Consider the following 13,612-nt stretch of genomic DNA (forward strand, 5'->3'; position numbering starts at 1 on the left):
CTGCGGTTCCGCTCCGGGCGCGTGCCTCGTTCCTCGGCCCGCACCCTGCGCTGCACCTCCGGCTCAGTCGATGTCGTACCGGAGCATGAACTCACCGGCGTCGAGCACCACGTAGCTGACCTCGACGGGCGTGCCGTCCTCGGTGAACGCGGTGCGGGTGACCGACAGCACCGGTGTGCCGGGCTCGATCCGTAGCTCCTCGATCTCCTCGATGGTCGGCATCCGGCCCACCACGTCCTCGCGGAACCGCACCGGCGCATGCCCGGCCTCGGTGAGCCGTGCGTGGGTGCCACCCGGCCCGACCTCCTGGTCGGCGATGGGCGTTCCGGCGGCTATCGACGCAGGCAGGTACGACGTCGCGAACAGTACGGGCTTGCGCTCGCGCAGGTGCAGCCGCTCGCGCACGGTCACCTTGTCGCCCTCGGCGAGCCCGAGCGTCGTCCGCACCTTCTCGGGGGCTTCTGCCTCAGCGGTGACGGCGAGCGTGCGGACGGTGAGCCCGGCGCCGGTCTCGTCGATCTCGGCGGTCACCGTGGAGCCGTCGGCCTTGCCGCCGGTGGTGTCTCGCACGATCGGCTCGAAGGCGCGGACGAAGACGCCGGAGCCGTGCCGGGTGACGGTCAGCCCCTCGTCCTTGAGCATCGACAGGCCGTGGCGCGCGGTCATGCGCGCCACGCCGTAGTTCGACATGAGCGCTGCTTCGCTCGGAAGGCGATCGCCCGGTTTGTAGGTCCCGGAGCGGATCGCGGCACGAAGATCCTTGGCGATGCTTGCGGCGGTCACACGTCCCTCTCTAGACACGGAACCCACCTAACCCGCAGCCAGTGCGTATACGCAACTTTTCGGCGTAGCGGTTGCGGTGCCCAGTTCGCGCCCAAGAGGCTGTCTATGCGCCTAGAGGTAGGCACGGAGAGGTGGGAGAGATGGCGACGAAAGCGGGCAGCCTGGCCGATTCAGCGGCCGGTGCGGCGGACCTGCTGGCGGAGGTAGGCGACGCACGGATCAAGTGGGTAGAGGTGTTTCGCGACCACCTGGTCGTGCACCCGGCCCGGCTGGCCGAGGGGGCGGAGATCGCGGCACAGCTCGGGATCACCGTCGCCACCGACTACCCGGCCACCAAGCCGGGCTTCACCGTGTGGACGGGCCGCTGGAACGGCATGGAGATGTTCGTCTACGCCGAGCTGCGGGGGACCACGCGGTCGATCCGGGCGTGGCCGACGTGACCGGCGGCTCCTGCGATGCGGACCCGGGCGCCGACCACTGCCCGACGCCGGGCGCGCACCTCGCGGAGCTCGTCGGGGTCACCGCGCTGATCGCGCACATCTTCGACATCCACACCCTGGACGTCCGGGCGGGTGTCGACCACCTCGATCTCGAGGACGACGTGGTGGGTGTGCTCACCGTCGACGTCGTAGCCGCCCGAGTGCCCGACGCCGTACGGCTCGCCAGGATGCTCCACCTGGCGGAGCGCCATGGGCACCACGAGAGCGATGGCCGGCAGGTGTGGCGGTGCTGGAGCGGCTGGGTCCCGGCCGCCGAACGCGGGCTGGCGGTCTCCCTGCACCTGACTGCCCCGGTGCGGGGCTGAACCCGGCCCCCAAGAACGGGCACCGCAGGTCCGACGGTGGGTCCGGCCTGCGGTGCTCCTGCGAGGAGCGGGTGAACCGGCGAAGTCCTTCGGCCCGGCGTCGTCTCGTGTTCACGCCGACCGGGCAGGCTGGGGCGATGACGTCTCGCCCATCGCCGCCGGCGCAGCGCCGCCGAGCACGCTCCGGTATCGGCTCGGCGGTCCGGCTCCCGGTGGCCTGGCTACCGACCGCCGTCCTGGTCGCCGGCCTTATGACGGCCTGTGCGGGGGCACCGTCCGACCCGCCGGGTGCGCTTCCCGCCATGCCGGCCGGTGTGACGGCCCCGGAGGAATACGCGTTCGGCGACGACACGGCCGCCCGGGACCTGCGCGCGACGGATCCGGTCTACTACGCGCTCGTCGAGCAGGTCGACAGGGAGCGTCTGCGCACCCTCCCGCTGGTCCTGGACACCGCCGTGGACGTGGCGGAGGTGCGGAACGCCTACGACGACGAGCTCGCGGGTGCCAGGGGGTGGGACGCGCTGCCCCTGGAGCCCGGGGACGACGCGTGGGCGCAGGGCTGGCTGAGCCCCGACGGGGAGGACACGTTCGCCCTGGTCGGTCTCGAACCCGGGCCGGGCGAGACGCACGTGTCCCTGACCGTCCTGACGACGCTGCCGGACGAGGGGTCCCGCTGAGCTGGTCCGACACGGTCCGGTAGGGTCTGCTGCCAACACGGACGAGCTGGGGGCACGGTGGACCTGCAGGAGAAGTATCGCGGCCTCTATCTGGGTGCCCTGTTCGTGGTCGAGGAAGCAGAGAGCGCGTACCGGTTGGGCGCGCTGGATCGGGGCCTGAAGGCTTGGGTCCGAGAGGAGATCGAGGGGCGAGAGCACAGCCTGGACTACTGCGACAGCCAGCTGGACCTGGCGCATGCTGTCGAGGGTCTGTCTGCGATCGCTCCCCGGTACGTGAAGCTGCGTCGGCAGCTCTTCTCGGACCTGCACCACATCGGACCGGAGCCGCCCTGGCGTCCGATGGAGGGGGCAACGGCGGTCCGGGCGGGATCTCGTGTCTTCGTGCGTCATCCCAGCTACGTGCTGCACCGCATCCGTGCCGGAGCTGGTCTGGAGGCGGAGTCGTGGGAGTTCACCGTGTTCACCGAGCCGCACAAGCCTGACGACGAAGGTGTCACGTTCCGGGTGATGGTCTTCCCGGACGACCACGGGGGCACGCTGCAGGTGAGTCCCGAGCTCGAAGCACAACGCTCCTGGTACGAACAGCTCGCCTACGGCTTGCTCGCCCTGGACCGTACGCCGCGGTTGGCGGCGCTCTCCGACCCGGGTTCCTGAGGGCGACCGGGTGGGCGTGATGGCTTCCTGCGTGCTCACGAGCGGACACAGGCCAGCGCCACCCAACCGTGGAACAGCTCCGCCCCAGGTCAGGAAACATCCTCTGACCTGGGGCGGAACTTGTGGAGCGGGTGACGGGAATCGAACCCGCGCTATCAGCTTGGGAAGCTGAAGTTCTACCATTGAACTACACCCGCATCGTCCGGTTCTGCCCGGGTATCTGCTGTTTCAGAATCCCGCTAGGGTTCCGCAACAGCGCCCGTGAACCTGGCGCGCGACCTGATCATACCCAACCTCGCCCGGATCCCGAACCGGACTTCGGAGCGAGTGTCGCCGAGCAGCCGGAGCAGCAGTGAGGCGAGCATCCCAGCGAGAAGCCCACCGAGCCGATCTATCAGGAGACGAAGCCGTTGCCACCGCGTCCGCCGAGCAGGCCGACGCCACCGCCGCCGCCGCCCGGTGCGACGCGCGCCATGAAGACGCCGAAGACACCCAAGACGACGGCGGGCCCGGCGGTCAGGTCGCCGTCCGGCGCGGCCCCGGCGAACTATCAGCAGCAGTACGACTACGACCGCCCCACGCCGCCCCCTCCGCACGTGCCCGGGCGCAAGTCCCGCATCACCGCGGGTCTGCTGGGGATCCTGCTCGGCGTGGTGGGCGCGCACCGGTTCTACCTCGGCTACAAGGGTCTGGGCTGGATCATGCTGCTCATCACCGCGGTGTCGCTGGGCAACGCGTGGTTCGTGCCGGCGATCTGGGGCGGCATCGAAGGAATCCTCTATCTCGTGATGCGCAAGGGCTACTGGTCGGTGGACGCGAAGCACAAGCCGCTGCAGTGGTGACGGGGGCCCAGTACCGTGTCCGGGTGCTCCTCTCCGACCGCGACATCCGTGCCGAGCTCGAGGCCGACCGCGTAGTCCTCGACCCGTACGACCCGTCGATGCTGCAGCCGTCGAGCATCGACGTGCGCCTCGACAAGTACTTTCGGCTCTTCGACAACCACAAGTACCCGTTCATCGACCCCGCGACCGACCAGCCGGAGCTGACCCGCCTGGTGGAGGCGGACAACGACGAGGCGTTCGTCCTGCACCCGGGAGAGTTCGTCCTCGGCAGCACCTACGAGGCGGTCACCCTGCCCGACGACGTCGCGGCCCGCCTCGAGGGCAAGTCCTCCCTGGGGCGGCTCGGCCTGCTGACCCATTCGACCGCCGGCTTCATCGACCCAGGGTTCAGCGGGCACGTGACGCTGGAGCTCAGCAACGTCGCGACCCTGCCGATCAAGCTGTGGCCCGGCATGAAGATCGGGCAGATGTGCTTCTTCCGGCTCTCGTCGGCGTCGGAGCACCCGTACGGCTCGGATCTGTACGGTTCCCGCTACCAGGGCCAACGCGGCCCGACGGCGTCCCGCTCCTCGCAGAACTTCCACCGCACCGAGGTCTGACCGCCGGGGCCGGGCGCCGCCGCCGAGGGCACTCGCCGAGCGGTAGGCTCCCGGGTGCCCGGTGCGGACCGGGTACCCACCCGGACGTCAGAAGGGACCCCGATGGCCGCCCCCCAGCTTCCGCTCCTGCCGCGCACGGTTGCGCAGGCGCACCAGGCGAGGCACGTGCTGACAGTGCCTGGCGACGTGGAGCTGGACGAGATCGAGGTCCTCGCCCTCTCGCGCTTCTCCGCCACCCGCTGGGACGTGGTGCCGGCGGGCATCCTCCCCGGCAACGTGGCGGGCGCACCACAGGTGCGTCGCGCGCAGGGCAAGGAGGTGGGCGTGCTGCGGGTATCGCGCCACGCGGTGATGAACGGCCCCTACCAGCCCGCGGGTGAAGGCTTCGATCTCGGCATCCCGCCAGGGGCCGAGATGGCCTTCGACATCGTCTGCCACCGGGAGCGTGGCGAGGTGCCGTTCCCTGCGGGCGACCGCGACGGCATCGGACGGGCCTTCGCGGCCGGTATGCCGGAGCGCGAGGAGCGCCGCCTGGTCGAGTGGCTCGTCTCGGTCGCGCGCCGGCTGGGCGGCTCCCTCCGCCTGGACGTGGGCGGCCTCTGGGACGCCCCGGGCAGCTCGACGGCGAAGCCCGGCGCCGGCGTGGTGCTCACCCCCGACGCCGGCGCGGCCATCGACATGACCGTCTACTCCGACGTCTGGCTCGACCCGCAGGCTGCGCTCACCATCCTGCAGAAGGTGCACCCGCGTGCCCGCCTCCACATGGAGGGCAAGGAGTGGGGCGGCCCGCCCCGGGGCATCGCCGACAAGCCGCTCTACCCCGGCGACCCCCTGGACCCCGAGCTGCGCAAGAGGATCCACGCGGCCGCCGACGACTACGACATCAAGGCCCTCACGGGTCCGCGGGTCCTCGACGGGTACGGGCTGATCGTGGACCTCGACGTCGACGGGATCGTCGCGGTGGAGATCTCCGGCGAGGAGAAGCTGCCGCGCCTGCTGCGCGGCCTGCCGTGGGCCGAGCAGGGCGCCGTGCGCTACTGGGTGCACTGGGAGCCGCACGACCTCGTGGAGTCGCAGCGCGAGTTTCCGTCCATGGAGCTACGCGTCGCGCGTAAGCGCGCGGCTGAGCTGGTGGCCCGGCTTGCCGGCGCCGTCCACGCCGCCGCGGGCGGCGAGATCGCCGACGAGGACGGCTTTCTGGTGGACCCCTCCGACCTCTGAGAGTTCCTGACCCGCCGCCCTGCCGGTCCTGGTGGACCGGCAGGGTGAGCGCGTCAGGACCGGCGGGTCAGAGGTACTGGCCAGGCGTCCGGCGCTCGCCGCCGGGCTCCTCGTCCTGCGCGCCGGGCATGGTGGGGCCGCCCGGGCCGCCGGGGCCGAACGCCCCCGAGCCGGGCGGCAGCGCGCGGCGCATCTGCGAGAGCTGCGCCTGGGCTGCCATCTGCTGGGCGACGAGCGCCGTCTGGATGCCGTGGAACAGACCCTCGAGCCAGCCCACGAGCTGCGCCTGCGCCACCCGGAGCTCGGCGTCGGACGGCGCGGAGTCGTCCGAGAACGGCAGCGTGATCCGGTGCAGCTCGTCGACGAGGTCGGGGGACAGGCCGTCCTCGAGCTCGCGGATCGAGCGCTCGTGGATCTCGGCCAGGCGGGTCCGGGCGGCTTCGTCCAGCGGGGCGTCGCGGACCTCGTCGAGCAGCCGCTTGACCATGCCGCCGATGCGCATGACCTTTGCCGGTTCCTCGACCTGACCGACGACGGCCTCGGCCTCGTCGATCGTCTCCTCTGCGGGGCCTTCGGGCTTGCGCCCGGGCGGCACGGCGGCTCCGTCGGGCGTCACCACCTGGGGGTGCACGGTGGGCGCTCCGTCGGGACGGTCGTCGCGCCGTTCGTCGGACTGGGGGATGGCTCGCTCGTCGGTCATGAACCCAGTCTTGCCCGGATTGCCTGTCGTCCGCATGGCAGCATCCTGGCGCGGCCGAAATTGTCGACCATGCCTATATATAGGCACGCGATGATCAGGGCACCAGCAGAACCTTGCCGAACACCTCCCCTGACTCCAGCAGGTCGTGTGCGGACTGCGCCTCGGCGAACGGGATGCGGGCATGTACGACGGGCCGTACGCGCCCGTCCGCGACCATCGGCCAGACATGCTGTTCGGTATCGGCGACGATGCGCGCCTTCTCGTCCGCCGGCCGGGACCTGAGCAGCGTTCCGGTGACCGTTCCGCGCCGGGCCAGGAGCTCGCCGAGGTCGAGCTCGCCCCGGCGCCCCTTTTGCATGCCGATGACCACCAGGCGTCCGCCCCTGGCCAGCGCCCGGACGTTGTCTCCGAGCGCGCCTCCGCCGAGCAGGTCGAGCACGACGTCGGCGCCCCGGTCGTCGGTCGCCCGCCGGATCTCGTCGGCGAAGTCGTGCTCCCGGTGATCGATGACCAGGTCCGCCCCGAGCTCGGCGCAGCGGGCGGTGCGCTCGGGTCCGCCGGCCGTCGCGGCGACGTGCGCGCCGAGCGCCCGGGCGACCTGGATCGCGAAGCTGCCGATGCCACCCGAACCGCCGTGGACGAGAACCCACTCCCCGGCGCGCAGCCGGCCGACGTCCACGAGGTTGTTCCAGACCGTGCACGCCGCCTCGGGAAGGGCCGCCGCGTCGACCAGGTCGACGCCGTCAGGAACCCGGAGCACCTGCGTCTCGCGAACCGCGACCTCCTCGGCGTACCCGCCGCCCTCGAGCAGCGCGACCACACGGTCACCGGCGCGCCATCGCGACACGCCGGGGCCGACACGCTTCACAATTCCCGATATCTCAAGGCCTGGCCAGTCAGGTGCACCCGCCGGAGGGGGGTAGTATCCGGCGCGTTGGAGCAGGTCAGCACGGTTCACGCCGGCTGCAGCGACGGTTATCACCACGTCCCTTTGGCCAGCAATCAGAGGATTCAGGGATGAAAGGGAGAGTTTCCCTGATGGGCCGGGTCCAGATATCGTGACGGCTCGCACATCGATGAAGCCTACTTCCGGGTGGCCCGCGTTGGTCGCCAGCGGAAACCGGGTGCCGGTAACTTGTACGCAGCACCGAGGGATGCTCGGCGGGCAGACGCACGCCACCCCTTCCGGATCAGTGATGGAGAGAGGTACGCATGTTCCGCAGGTTGGGAGTGCGCGGGAAAGTTCTTGCGACACTGGTCACGCCTGCCATCGTCCTGGTCATCGCAGCGGCGTACATCATCGGCCTGTCCGTGGTCGACGCGATGCGCGCGCAGCAGACGAGTGATCTCGTCGCCGCGCTGGAGTACCAGGACGCGGCAGGAACGACTTTCGCGCAGGAACGGTCGCTCAACATCGTGGCGATGATCGACAACGGTGAGTCGGGCGACCAGGCCAGCATGGCGCTGCTCCAGGGGACGCCGGAGGTCGACGAGAACGGCAAGCCGGTCATCAAGGACGGCGCCCCTGTCTGGGCGGCCCCGGCTGCCCAGGCACAGACGATCACGGCCCTCGACGAGCGTGACGAGGCGCTTCTCGACATCGACATCTCGATGCTGGACCAGCGCGTGAAGACCGCGGTCGCCGAGACCATCGAGGACCGCGCGGCCATCACCGACGTCCAGAAGAAGGTAGCGGCCGGCCGGCTCACCGAGCAGGCGGCGACCGAGGCGTACGGCGGCTACATCGACGGTGCCCTCGAGGTGATGGACGCCATCGCGGACACGTCCGAGGACCGTCAGCTGGGTACCCGTCTCGAGGCGTACCACTCGATGGACCAGCTCATGCTCACGAACACCTACGAGCGCCCGATCGTCGCCATGACGCTCGGGATCTACGACCAGCACCCGCAGGGTGAGGCGGCCTCCCGGTCCCTGGCGCTGCGCGCTGCGGACCTGGTGAACCTGGGCGACCGCGAGTGGGACGAGACGCAGGACCTCTACGACCGCATCCCCGGTGACTACCAGGTCCCCGGCATGGACGGCATCTACGGCAACGTCCGCGACCAGGTGGCGCGTGGCAACCTCGAACCCATCCGGAAGCAGGGCGAGGCGTTCATCGCCGAGTCGGCCAAGTGGGTCGACGAGGCACGCATCGTCCGTGACGCCGTCCGCGAGGATGCCTCGGCCTTCGCGCAGGAGCGAGCCGACGTCGCCGCGAACCGCGCCTACCTCACCGGTGGTATCGCGATCGCGGCCCTCGGCTTCTCGATCATCACGGCGCTCGTCATCGCCCGCCGTCTGGTCTCCCCGCTGCGCCGTCTCACCCAGGCCGCCGGCGTCGTCCGTGACCGCCTGCCCACCCTGGTGGAGCAGGTCTCGGTGCCGGGCCAGGGCCCGAGCATCGACCTGGACCCGATCACCGTCGAGTCGTCGGACGAGATCGGCCAGCTCGCCGCCGCGTTCAACGACGTCAACCGGACCACCATCGACGTGGCCCGCGAGCAGGCGGCTCTCCGTGGCTCGATCGCGGAGATGTTCGTCAACGTGGCCCGCCGCGACCAGGTGCTCCTGAACCGGCAGCTCGCGTTCCTCGACGACCTCGAGCGCTCCGAGGAAGACCCGTCGACGCTGTCGAACCTGTTCCGGCTCGACCACCTCGCGACGCGAATGCGCCGCAACGCCGAGTCCCTCCTCGTCCTCGCGGGCATCGACTCGGGCCGTCGCGTCCGCCAGCCCATGCCGGTCTCCGACGTCATCCGTACGGCGTCCTCCGAGATCGAGCTGTACGACCGGGTGCGCCTGAACCTCGTCGTCGACCCGATGATGCTCGGCCACAACGCGCTGAACGCGGCGCACCTGCTGGCCGAGCTCCTCGAGAACGCGACGATGTTCTCCGAGCCGCACACCCCGGTCGAGGTCACCACAGCGCGTGACGAGCAGTTCGTCACCGTCGTGGTCCGCGACCACGGCCTCGGGATGAACCCCGCCGAGGTCGCCGAGGCCAACCGCAAGGTGCTCAGCCACTCGGCGTCGGACGCCGTCGGCGCCCAGCGCCTCGGCCTCTACGTCGTCGGCCGTCTGTCCGACCGTCTCGGCGCCCAGGTCGAGTTCGGCGTGGGCGAGGGCGGCACCGGCACCGAGGTGACGGTCCGCTTCCCTGCGGTGCTGTTCATGCCGGACAACGCGATGCCGCTGCCGATGCCGACGGACCCGCTGGAGGCCAACACGCAGGCGGCCGCCTCGCAGTTCAACGGTGGCGTGGCCACCGGCCCGGGCACCGGTGCGATGCGCGGTGCGGCCGCCAACGGCTTCGGCTCGTCGGGTGTCTCGTCGGCGTCGCCGGCCACGACCTCTCTTCCGCAGCAGGGCGGCCTGCCGGTCCCGACCGGTACGTCACAGATCGCCGCTGCCGCCTTCGCGGCGCAGCCGGCGCCCGTCGCGCAGCCGGTCGACCTCAACGCCCTGACGGACGGCACGACGGCGCTCGGCCTGGCCCGCCGCCGCAGCTCGACCGCGGCTCAGCCGATGGCGGAGACGACGCCGACCGGCTCGATAGTCCTGCCCGAGATCCAGACGCCGTCGCTCCCGCAGGAGTACCAGGGTGACGACAACGCGTGGGCACCGCCGTCGAACGTGTCCGAGGGCAGCTCGCTCCCGAGCCGTCAGCGGGCGCCGCAGCAGCCGGAGGAGCCCGTCACACCGGTCTTCGAGGAGACCACCCCGACCGCCGTGGACGTCGACCAGCGCAGCGCGCTCTTCTCGAGCTTCCGCTCGCTCAACACGATCGATCCGGTCGACGCCGGTGGGCCGCAGTCGCTGCAGCTCGACCCGGTGACGCAGGACCCGGCCGCGCTGCCGGGGATGTCCGACACCGACGTCATGCGGTTCCCGGCCGCGGGAGGCGCTCAGGCGCCTGCCGCACCGGCGCCGGCCCGGAGCTTCGGCGGACCGCCGGCGGGCCTCGGTGGCTCGTTCCAGGGCGACGACGAGCAGTCGCAGGGCTTCGGGGCAGATGCCCCGCAGGGTCCCGACTCGTCCTTCGAGGCCCTGCCCGCGTTCGAAGAACTCATGGCGGACCTCCCGAGCCGCCGCTCGAGCGGCTCGGGCACCCAGCAGGGTGGCAAGCCGGCTCAGCAAAAGCGCGGCCTGTTCGGTCGTCGTCCGGGTCAGCCGGCCACGGGAGAGCTGCGTGCCTACCAGCCGCAGGAGCGGCCGGCATCGCGTCCGATCCAGACCGTGAGCAGCCCCGCCGCCGACGTGCCCGCGTTCGGTGCGTCGAACGTCGAGACGCAGAGCTTCCAGTCCGCGCAGAACCTGCAGGGGCCGAGCCTGCCGCCGCAGAACTTCCAGGACCTGCAGATGCCGCAGGACTTCCAGGCGCCTTACGTCCCGCAGGGCATTCCCGCCCCGCAGGCAGCGGGCCCGCGGACCGGGGCCTTCCCGGTCCAGGCTCCCGCCCCGGCGCAGTCGCAGGAGTCCGTGACGGACCCGACCTACCAGCGGGGTTACCAGGAGGGCTACCAGCGGGCGGTCCAGGAGTCGCTGACGGCGGCAATGCCTGCCGTGCCGAACGCTCCCGCGGGTGGAACGGTCCCGATGCCCACCCAGGCGCATGCGACCGTTCCGGCTCCGGCCCATGGCGGCAACCCGTTCGTCGACGCGGCTCCGCGTGCGGCGGCACCTGCCCCGGCCCCGGCGCCGGAGCGGGCACCCACCTCGTTCGACTCGGGCCCGGCCACGCAGGCCGTGCCGATGGCGGCCGTGCAGCAGTCCTTCGAGGCCCCCGTTCGCGAGCCGATCCGTGAGTTCAGCGAGCCCTACCCGACGGGTGCCGTGTACGACCCGACGTACGGTTCGCCTGCGCCGCTCGCCAAGCGGGCCGCCGGCACGGACGGCGACGGGAAGGACCCGCTCGACCCGGAGTACGTGCGGGACTCGGTGGAGGCACGGTCGGAGTGGACGGCTTCGGCGGTCCTCTACGAGGAGATGACGAGCCTCCTTCGCCGAGGGGCTTTCCAGGAAGATGATGTGAAAGAGACCGACTCGTACCGTCCGGCAGCCGTCAACACCGAGGTTGTGGGCGGTGGTCTGACTCGCCGTACTCGCGGTGCCTCCGGCACCGGGGCGGATCCCACCGTCGAGCGTCTCTCAGCTCGCATCGACCGTGATCCCGAGCAGCTTCGTTCACGTCTTTCGGCATTCCAGTCGGCCACGGCCCGTGGTCGTTCGGAGTCGGTCGAAGAGGGCGAAACGGAGAACGCGAACGGCAAGAAGGCCGATGGGGACTCGACGTGGGCACCCTCGACCGTGAATCATGTCCCTGACTCAGCGCCGCAGTCGCGGTGACAAGCAAGCGCGTCTGTGGATTCTGACTAGGAGGAACAGAGAGTGACCCTCAGCACCGAAGCAACGAATTTCGGGTGGCTGCTCGACAACTTCGTGCGTACGGTTCCTGGCAGCCGGCACACGCTGGTCGTGTCGGCAGACGGCCTGCTCATGGCGATGTCCGACCAGCTGGACCGGACGAGCGGTGATCAGCTCGCGGCAATCGTTTCGGGTATGTCAAGCCTTACGCGTGGAGCATCTCGTCAGCTCAACGGCGGTAATGTCCGTCAGGCAATCATCGAGATGGACAACGGCTTCCTTTTCCTGATGAATGTCTCGAACGGGTCAGTGCTCGGCGTGGTGGCGGAGGCTACGTGCGACATCGGTCTTATCGGCTACGAGATGGCTCTTCTGGTGTCCCGCACCGAGGCCACGCTCACGCCGCAGCTGATCTCGGAGATGCGTGGCAGCCTCCCGGTCGATGGACAGACCCGAGCCGCCAGCGTGGGATGAGGACTCGACCATGACGTACACACCTTTCGGTTCCCAGGGGCAGGGGGACGTCCGTGAGACGTCCACCGTGCGCCCCTACGCGGTCACCGGAGGCCGGGTACGGTCGGAGCTCTCCGACCTGCCGCTTGAGGCCCTCGTTGAGGTTTTGCCAGGCGCTGTCAGCAGTTTCGGGTTGCCACCCGAGAAACGCGCGATCCTCCAGCACGCCGCGCACACGTACGTGTCGATCGCTGAGCTCTCGGCCCTTCTGCGGCTGCCCCTGGGTGTCGTCCGGATTCTCGTGGCGGACATGCAGGAGGAAGGGCACGTGACCGTACACACCTCGACACCGGTTAACGTCCACACAGGCCACGGCAGCTCGAACTCGGGCCTGTCTCTGAGCGTCTTGGAGAGTGTTCTGAATGGCATTTCCGCCCTCTGACGGCGGGGCCCGCAGCGGTCCCAACTGGGCCCCGGTGTCGGGTAACGCCGGCACTGCGACCGCTTCCTCGAGCACGCCTGCGCGCCAGAGCGTGCTGGGCGGTGGCGGCGGTGCTCCGGCGCCCACCGCACAGGCGTCCCGTCCGGCGCAGGCGCAGCCTGCCCCGCCGGTGATGCAGCAGGCTCCAGCCGGCAACGCCGGCGCACAGACCGCTCCTGGTGCCCAGCCCGCGGCGGAGCGCACCGCGCCGACGGTCGTCAAGATCGTCGTCGCCGGTGGCTTCGCCGTCGGCAAGACGACGTTCATCGGTTCGATCTCCGACGTCGAGCCACTGAACACCGAGGCAGCCATGACCGAGCACTCGGTCGGCGTCGACGACGCCGGTGGCGTCACCGACCGCAAGACCACCACCACGGTGGCCATGGACTTCGGCCGTGTCGAGCTCCCGGGCAACCTGTGGCTGTACCTGTTCGGTACGCCGGGTCAGGACCGCTTCCTCTTCATGTGGGACGACCTGGTGCGTGGCGCGATCGGTGCGGTCGTCCTGGTCGACACCGACCGTCTGGAGCAGTGCTTCCCGGCGATCGACTACTTCGAGTCGCGCAACATCCCGTTCGTCGTGGGCGTGAACTGCTTCGACGGCGTGGCCAAGCACCGGCTCGAGGACGTGCGTGAAGCACTGCAGATCCCCGCGCACGTACCGATGCTCTACACGGACGCACGCTCCAGGGCGGCGACCAAGCAGACGCTGATCGCGCTGGTCCAGCTCGCGATGCGTCAGCTCAGGTCCGGCGCACAGGCGCAGGGCTGAGCAGCTCTCCAGCATTCTGCGGACGGCGGGCCACCCGGTGGGCGGCCCGCCGTCGCTGTCTCGGTGGACGCTAGACTGTGGGGCCGCGCAGTGCTTCCCGATGTGCTTCGGGACGTGCGGCGCGAGGAGGGCTGACAGAGCGGCCTAATGTGACAGTCTTGAAAACTGTTGTGCGGCAACGCACCGGGGGTTCGAATCCCTCGCCCTCCGCTTGGGATCGCGAAGTAGAGCGCCTGTCCGGCTCTCCCACAGGTCAACCTG

The 13,612-nt window shown here is 70.3% G+C and carries 14 protein-coding genes and 2 tRNA genes; 12 read left to right on the forward strand and 4 right to left on the reverse strand.

The window, feature by feature from the left end; all coding sequences use genetic code 11:
- Positions 1–63 precede the first annotated feature (63 nt).
- Entirely contained in the window at positions 64–783 is a 720-nt protein-coding gene (locus ACFWE2_RS19535; RefSeq protein ID WP_377225877.1) for a GntR family transcriptional regulator, read from the reverse strand.
- A 140-nt stretch (positions 784–923) separates the two neighbouring features.
- On the opposite strand from ACFWE2_RS19535, the gene ACFWE2_RS19540 reads away from it, so the two are divergent.
- The 4 genes from ACFWE2_RS19540 (at position 924) to ACFWE2_RS19555 (ending at position 2,919) form a co-directional block, all read left to right on the forward strand.
- The gene (locus tag ACFWE2_RS19540) at positions 924–1,223 is read left to right on the forward strand and encodes a hypothetical protein (RefSeq protein ID WP_377225878.1); all 300 of its coding nucleotides are present in this window, start codon (positions 924–926) and stop codon (positions 1,221–1,223) included.
- Positions 1,211–1,588 (forward strand): hypothetical protein, encoded by a 378-nt coding sequence (locus tag ACFWE2_RS19545; RefSeq protein WP_377225879.1) that lies wholly within the window; start codon positions 1,211–1,213, stop codon positions 1,586–1,588. Before ACFWE2_RS19540 ends, ACFWE2_RS19545 begins: the two co-directional genes overlap by 13 nt.
- A 137-nt stretch (positions 1,589–1,725) precedes the next feature.
- Complete coding sequence (locus ACFWE2_RS19550; protein ID WP_377225880.1) at positions 1,726–2,265, forward strand: hypothetical protein; 540 nt, start codon at positions 1,726–1,728, stop codon at positions 2,263–2,265.
- 57 nt (positions 2,266–2,322) lie between these two features.
- Positions 2,323–2,919 carry a hypothetical protein gene (locus ACFWE2_RS19555; protein WP_377225881.1) on the forward strand — a complete coding sequence of 199 codons (597 nt, stop codon included), beginning with the start codon at positions 2,323–2,325 and terminating at the stop codon, positions 2,917–2,919.
- A 123-nt stretch (positions 2,920–3,042) separates the two neighbouring features.
- Here the strand turns inward: ACFWE2_RS19555 and ACFWE2_RS19560 are convergent.
- A tRNA-Gly gene (locus tag ACFWE2_RS19560) sits at positions 3,043–3,116 on the reverse strand.
- Between the two features lie 276 nt (positions 3,117–3,392).
- Here ACFWE2_RS19560 and ACFWE2_RS19565 point away from each other — a divergent pair.
- From ACFWE2_RS19565 to ACFWE2_RS19575, 3 genes are all read left to right on the forward strand, one after another.
- Entirely contained in the window at positions 3,393–3,761 is a 369-nt protein-coding gene (locus tag ACFWE2_RS19565) for a TM2 domain-containing protein (RefSeq protein WP_377225882.1), read from the forward strand.
- Between the two features lie 23 nt (positions 3,762–3,784).
- On the forward strand, positions 3,785–4,360 hold the full coding sequence (gene dcd / locus ACFWE2_RS19570; RefSeq protein WP_377225883.1) for a dCTP deaminase: 576 nt from the start codon (positions 3,785–3,787) through the stop codon (positions 4,358–4,360).
- Between the two features lie 102 nt (positions 4,361–4,462).
- Entirely contained in the window at positions 4,463–5,581 is a 1,119-nt protein-coding gene (locus tag ACFWE2_RS19575) for a hypothetical protein (RefSeq protein ID WP_377225884.1), read from the forward strand.
- Between the two features lie 67 nt (positions 5,582–5,648).
- Here the strand turns inward: ACFWE2_RS19575 and ACFWE2_RS19580 are convergent, their stop codons facing one another.
- Entirely contained in the window at positions 5,649–6,281 is a 633-nt protein-coding gene (locus ACFWE2_RS19580; RefSeq protein WP_377225885.1) for a bacterial proteasome activator family protein, read from the reverse strand.
- Positions 6,282–6,375: 94 nt separating this feature from the next.
- Positions 6,376–7,353 (reverse strand): NAD(P)H-quinone oxidoreductase, encoded by a 978-nt coding sequence (locus ACFWE2_RS19585; protein WP_377225888.1) that lies wholly within the window; start codon positions 7,351–7,353, stop codon positions 6,376–6,378.
- Positions 7,354–7,493: 140 nt separating this feature from the next.
- On the opposite strand from ACFWE2_RS19585, the gene ACFWE2_RS19590 reads away from it, so the two are divergent.
- The 5 genes from ACFWE2_RS19590 to ACFWE2_RS19610 all read left to right on the forward strand — a co-directional run bounded on the left by ACFWE2_RS19590 (position 7,494) and on the right by ACFWE2_RS19610 (position 13,561).
- Positions 7,494–11,627 (forward strand): ATP-binding protein, encoded by a 4,134-nt coding sequence (locus tag ACFWE2_RS19590; RefSeq protein ID WP_377225886.1) that lies wholly within the window; start codon positions 7,494–7,496, stop codon positions 11,625–11,627.
- A 42-nt stretch (positions 11,628–11,669) separates the two neighbouring features.
- On the forward strand, positions 11,670–12,119 hold the full coding sequence (locus tag ACFWE2_RS19595; RefSeq protein WP_020017525.1) for a roadblock/LC7 domain-containing protein: 450 nt from the start codon (positions 11,670–11,672) through the stop codon (positions 12,117–12,119).
- Positions 12,120–12,129: 10 nt separating this feature from the next.
- A complete protein-coding gene (locus tag ACFWE2_RS19600; protein WP_377225887.1) occupies positions 12,130–12,540 on the forward strand; it encodes a DUF742 domain-containing protein in 411 nt (136 codons plus the stop codon).
- A gap of 172 nt (positions 12,541–12,712) precedes the next feature.
- Positions 12,713–13,351: an ATP/GTP-binding protein gene (locus tag ACFWE2_RS19605; RefSeq protein ID WP_377141902.1), complete on the forward strand. Its 639-nt coding sequence runs from the start codon at positions 12,713–12,715 to the stop codon at positions 13,349–13,351.
- A gap of 125 nt (positions 13,352–13,476) precedes the next feature.
- Positions 13,477–13,561: transfer RNA gene (locus tag ACFWE2_RS19610), tRNA-Ser, on the forward strand.
- The last annotated feature ends 51 nt before the right edge of the window (positions 13,562–13,612 follow it).

The organism is Promicromonospora sp. NPDC060271, from assembly GCF_042726755.1.
GTDB lineage: Bacteria > Actinomycetota > Actinomycetes > Actinomycetales > Cellulomonadaceae > Promicromonospora.

Bases quoted from the DNA above. Each gene is read 5' to 3' on its own strand.
- ACFWE2_RS19575 (WP_377225884.1), top strand. From the start codon at position 4,463: ATGGCCGCCCCCCAGCTTCCGCTCCTGCCGCGCACGGTTGCGCAGGCG.
- ACFWE2_RS19550 (WP_377225880.1), top strand. From the start codon at position 1,726: ATGACGTCTCGCCCATCGCCGCCGGCGCAGCGCCGCCGAGCACGCTCC.
- ACFWE2_RS19565 (WP_377225882.1), top strand. From the start codon at position 3,393: ATGAAGACGCCGAAGACACCCAAGACGACGGCGGGCCCGGCGGTCAGG.
- ACFWE2_RS19605 (WP_377141902.1), top strand. From the start codon at position 12,713: ATGCAGCAGGCTCCAGCCGGCAACGCCGGCGCACAGACCGCTCCTGGT.
- ACFWE2_RS19600 (WP_377225887.1), top strand. From the start codon at position 12,130: ATGACGTACACACCTTTCGGTTCCCAGGGGCAGGGGGACGTCCGTGAG.
- ACFWE2_RS19580 (WP_377225885.1), bottom strand. From the start codon at position 6,281: ATGACCGACGAGCGAGCCATCCCCCAGTCCGACGAACGGCGCGACGAC.
- ACFWE2_RS19540 (WP_377225878.1), top strand. From the start codon at position 924: ATGGCGACGAAAGCGGGCAGCCTGGCCGATTCAGCGGCCGGTGCGGCG.
- ACFWE2_RS19590 (WP_377225886.1), top strand. From the start codon at position 7,494: ATGTTCCGCAGGTTGGGAGTGCGCGGGAAAGTTCTTGCGACACTGGTC.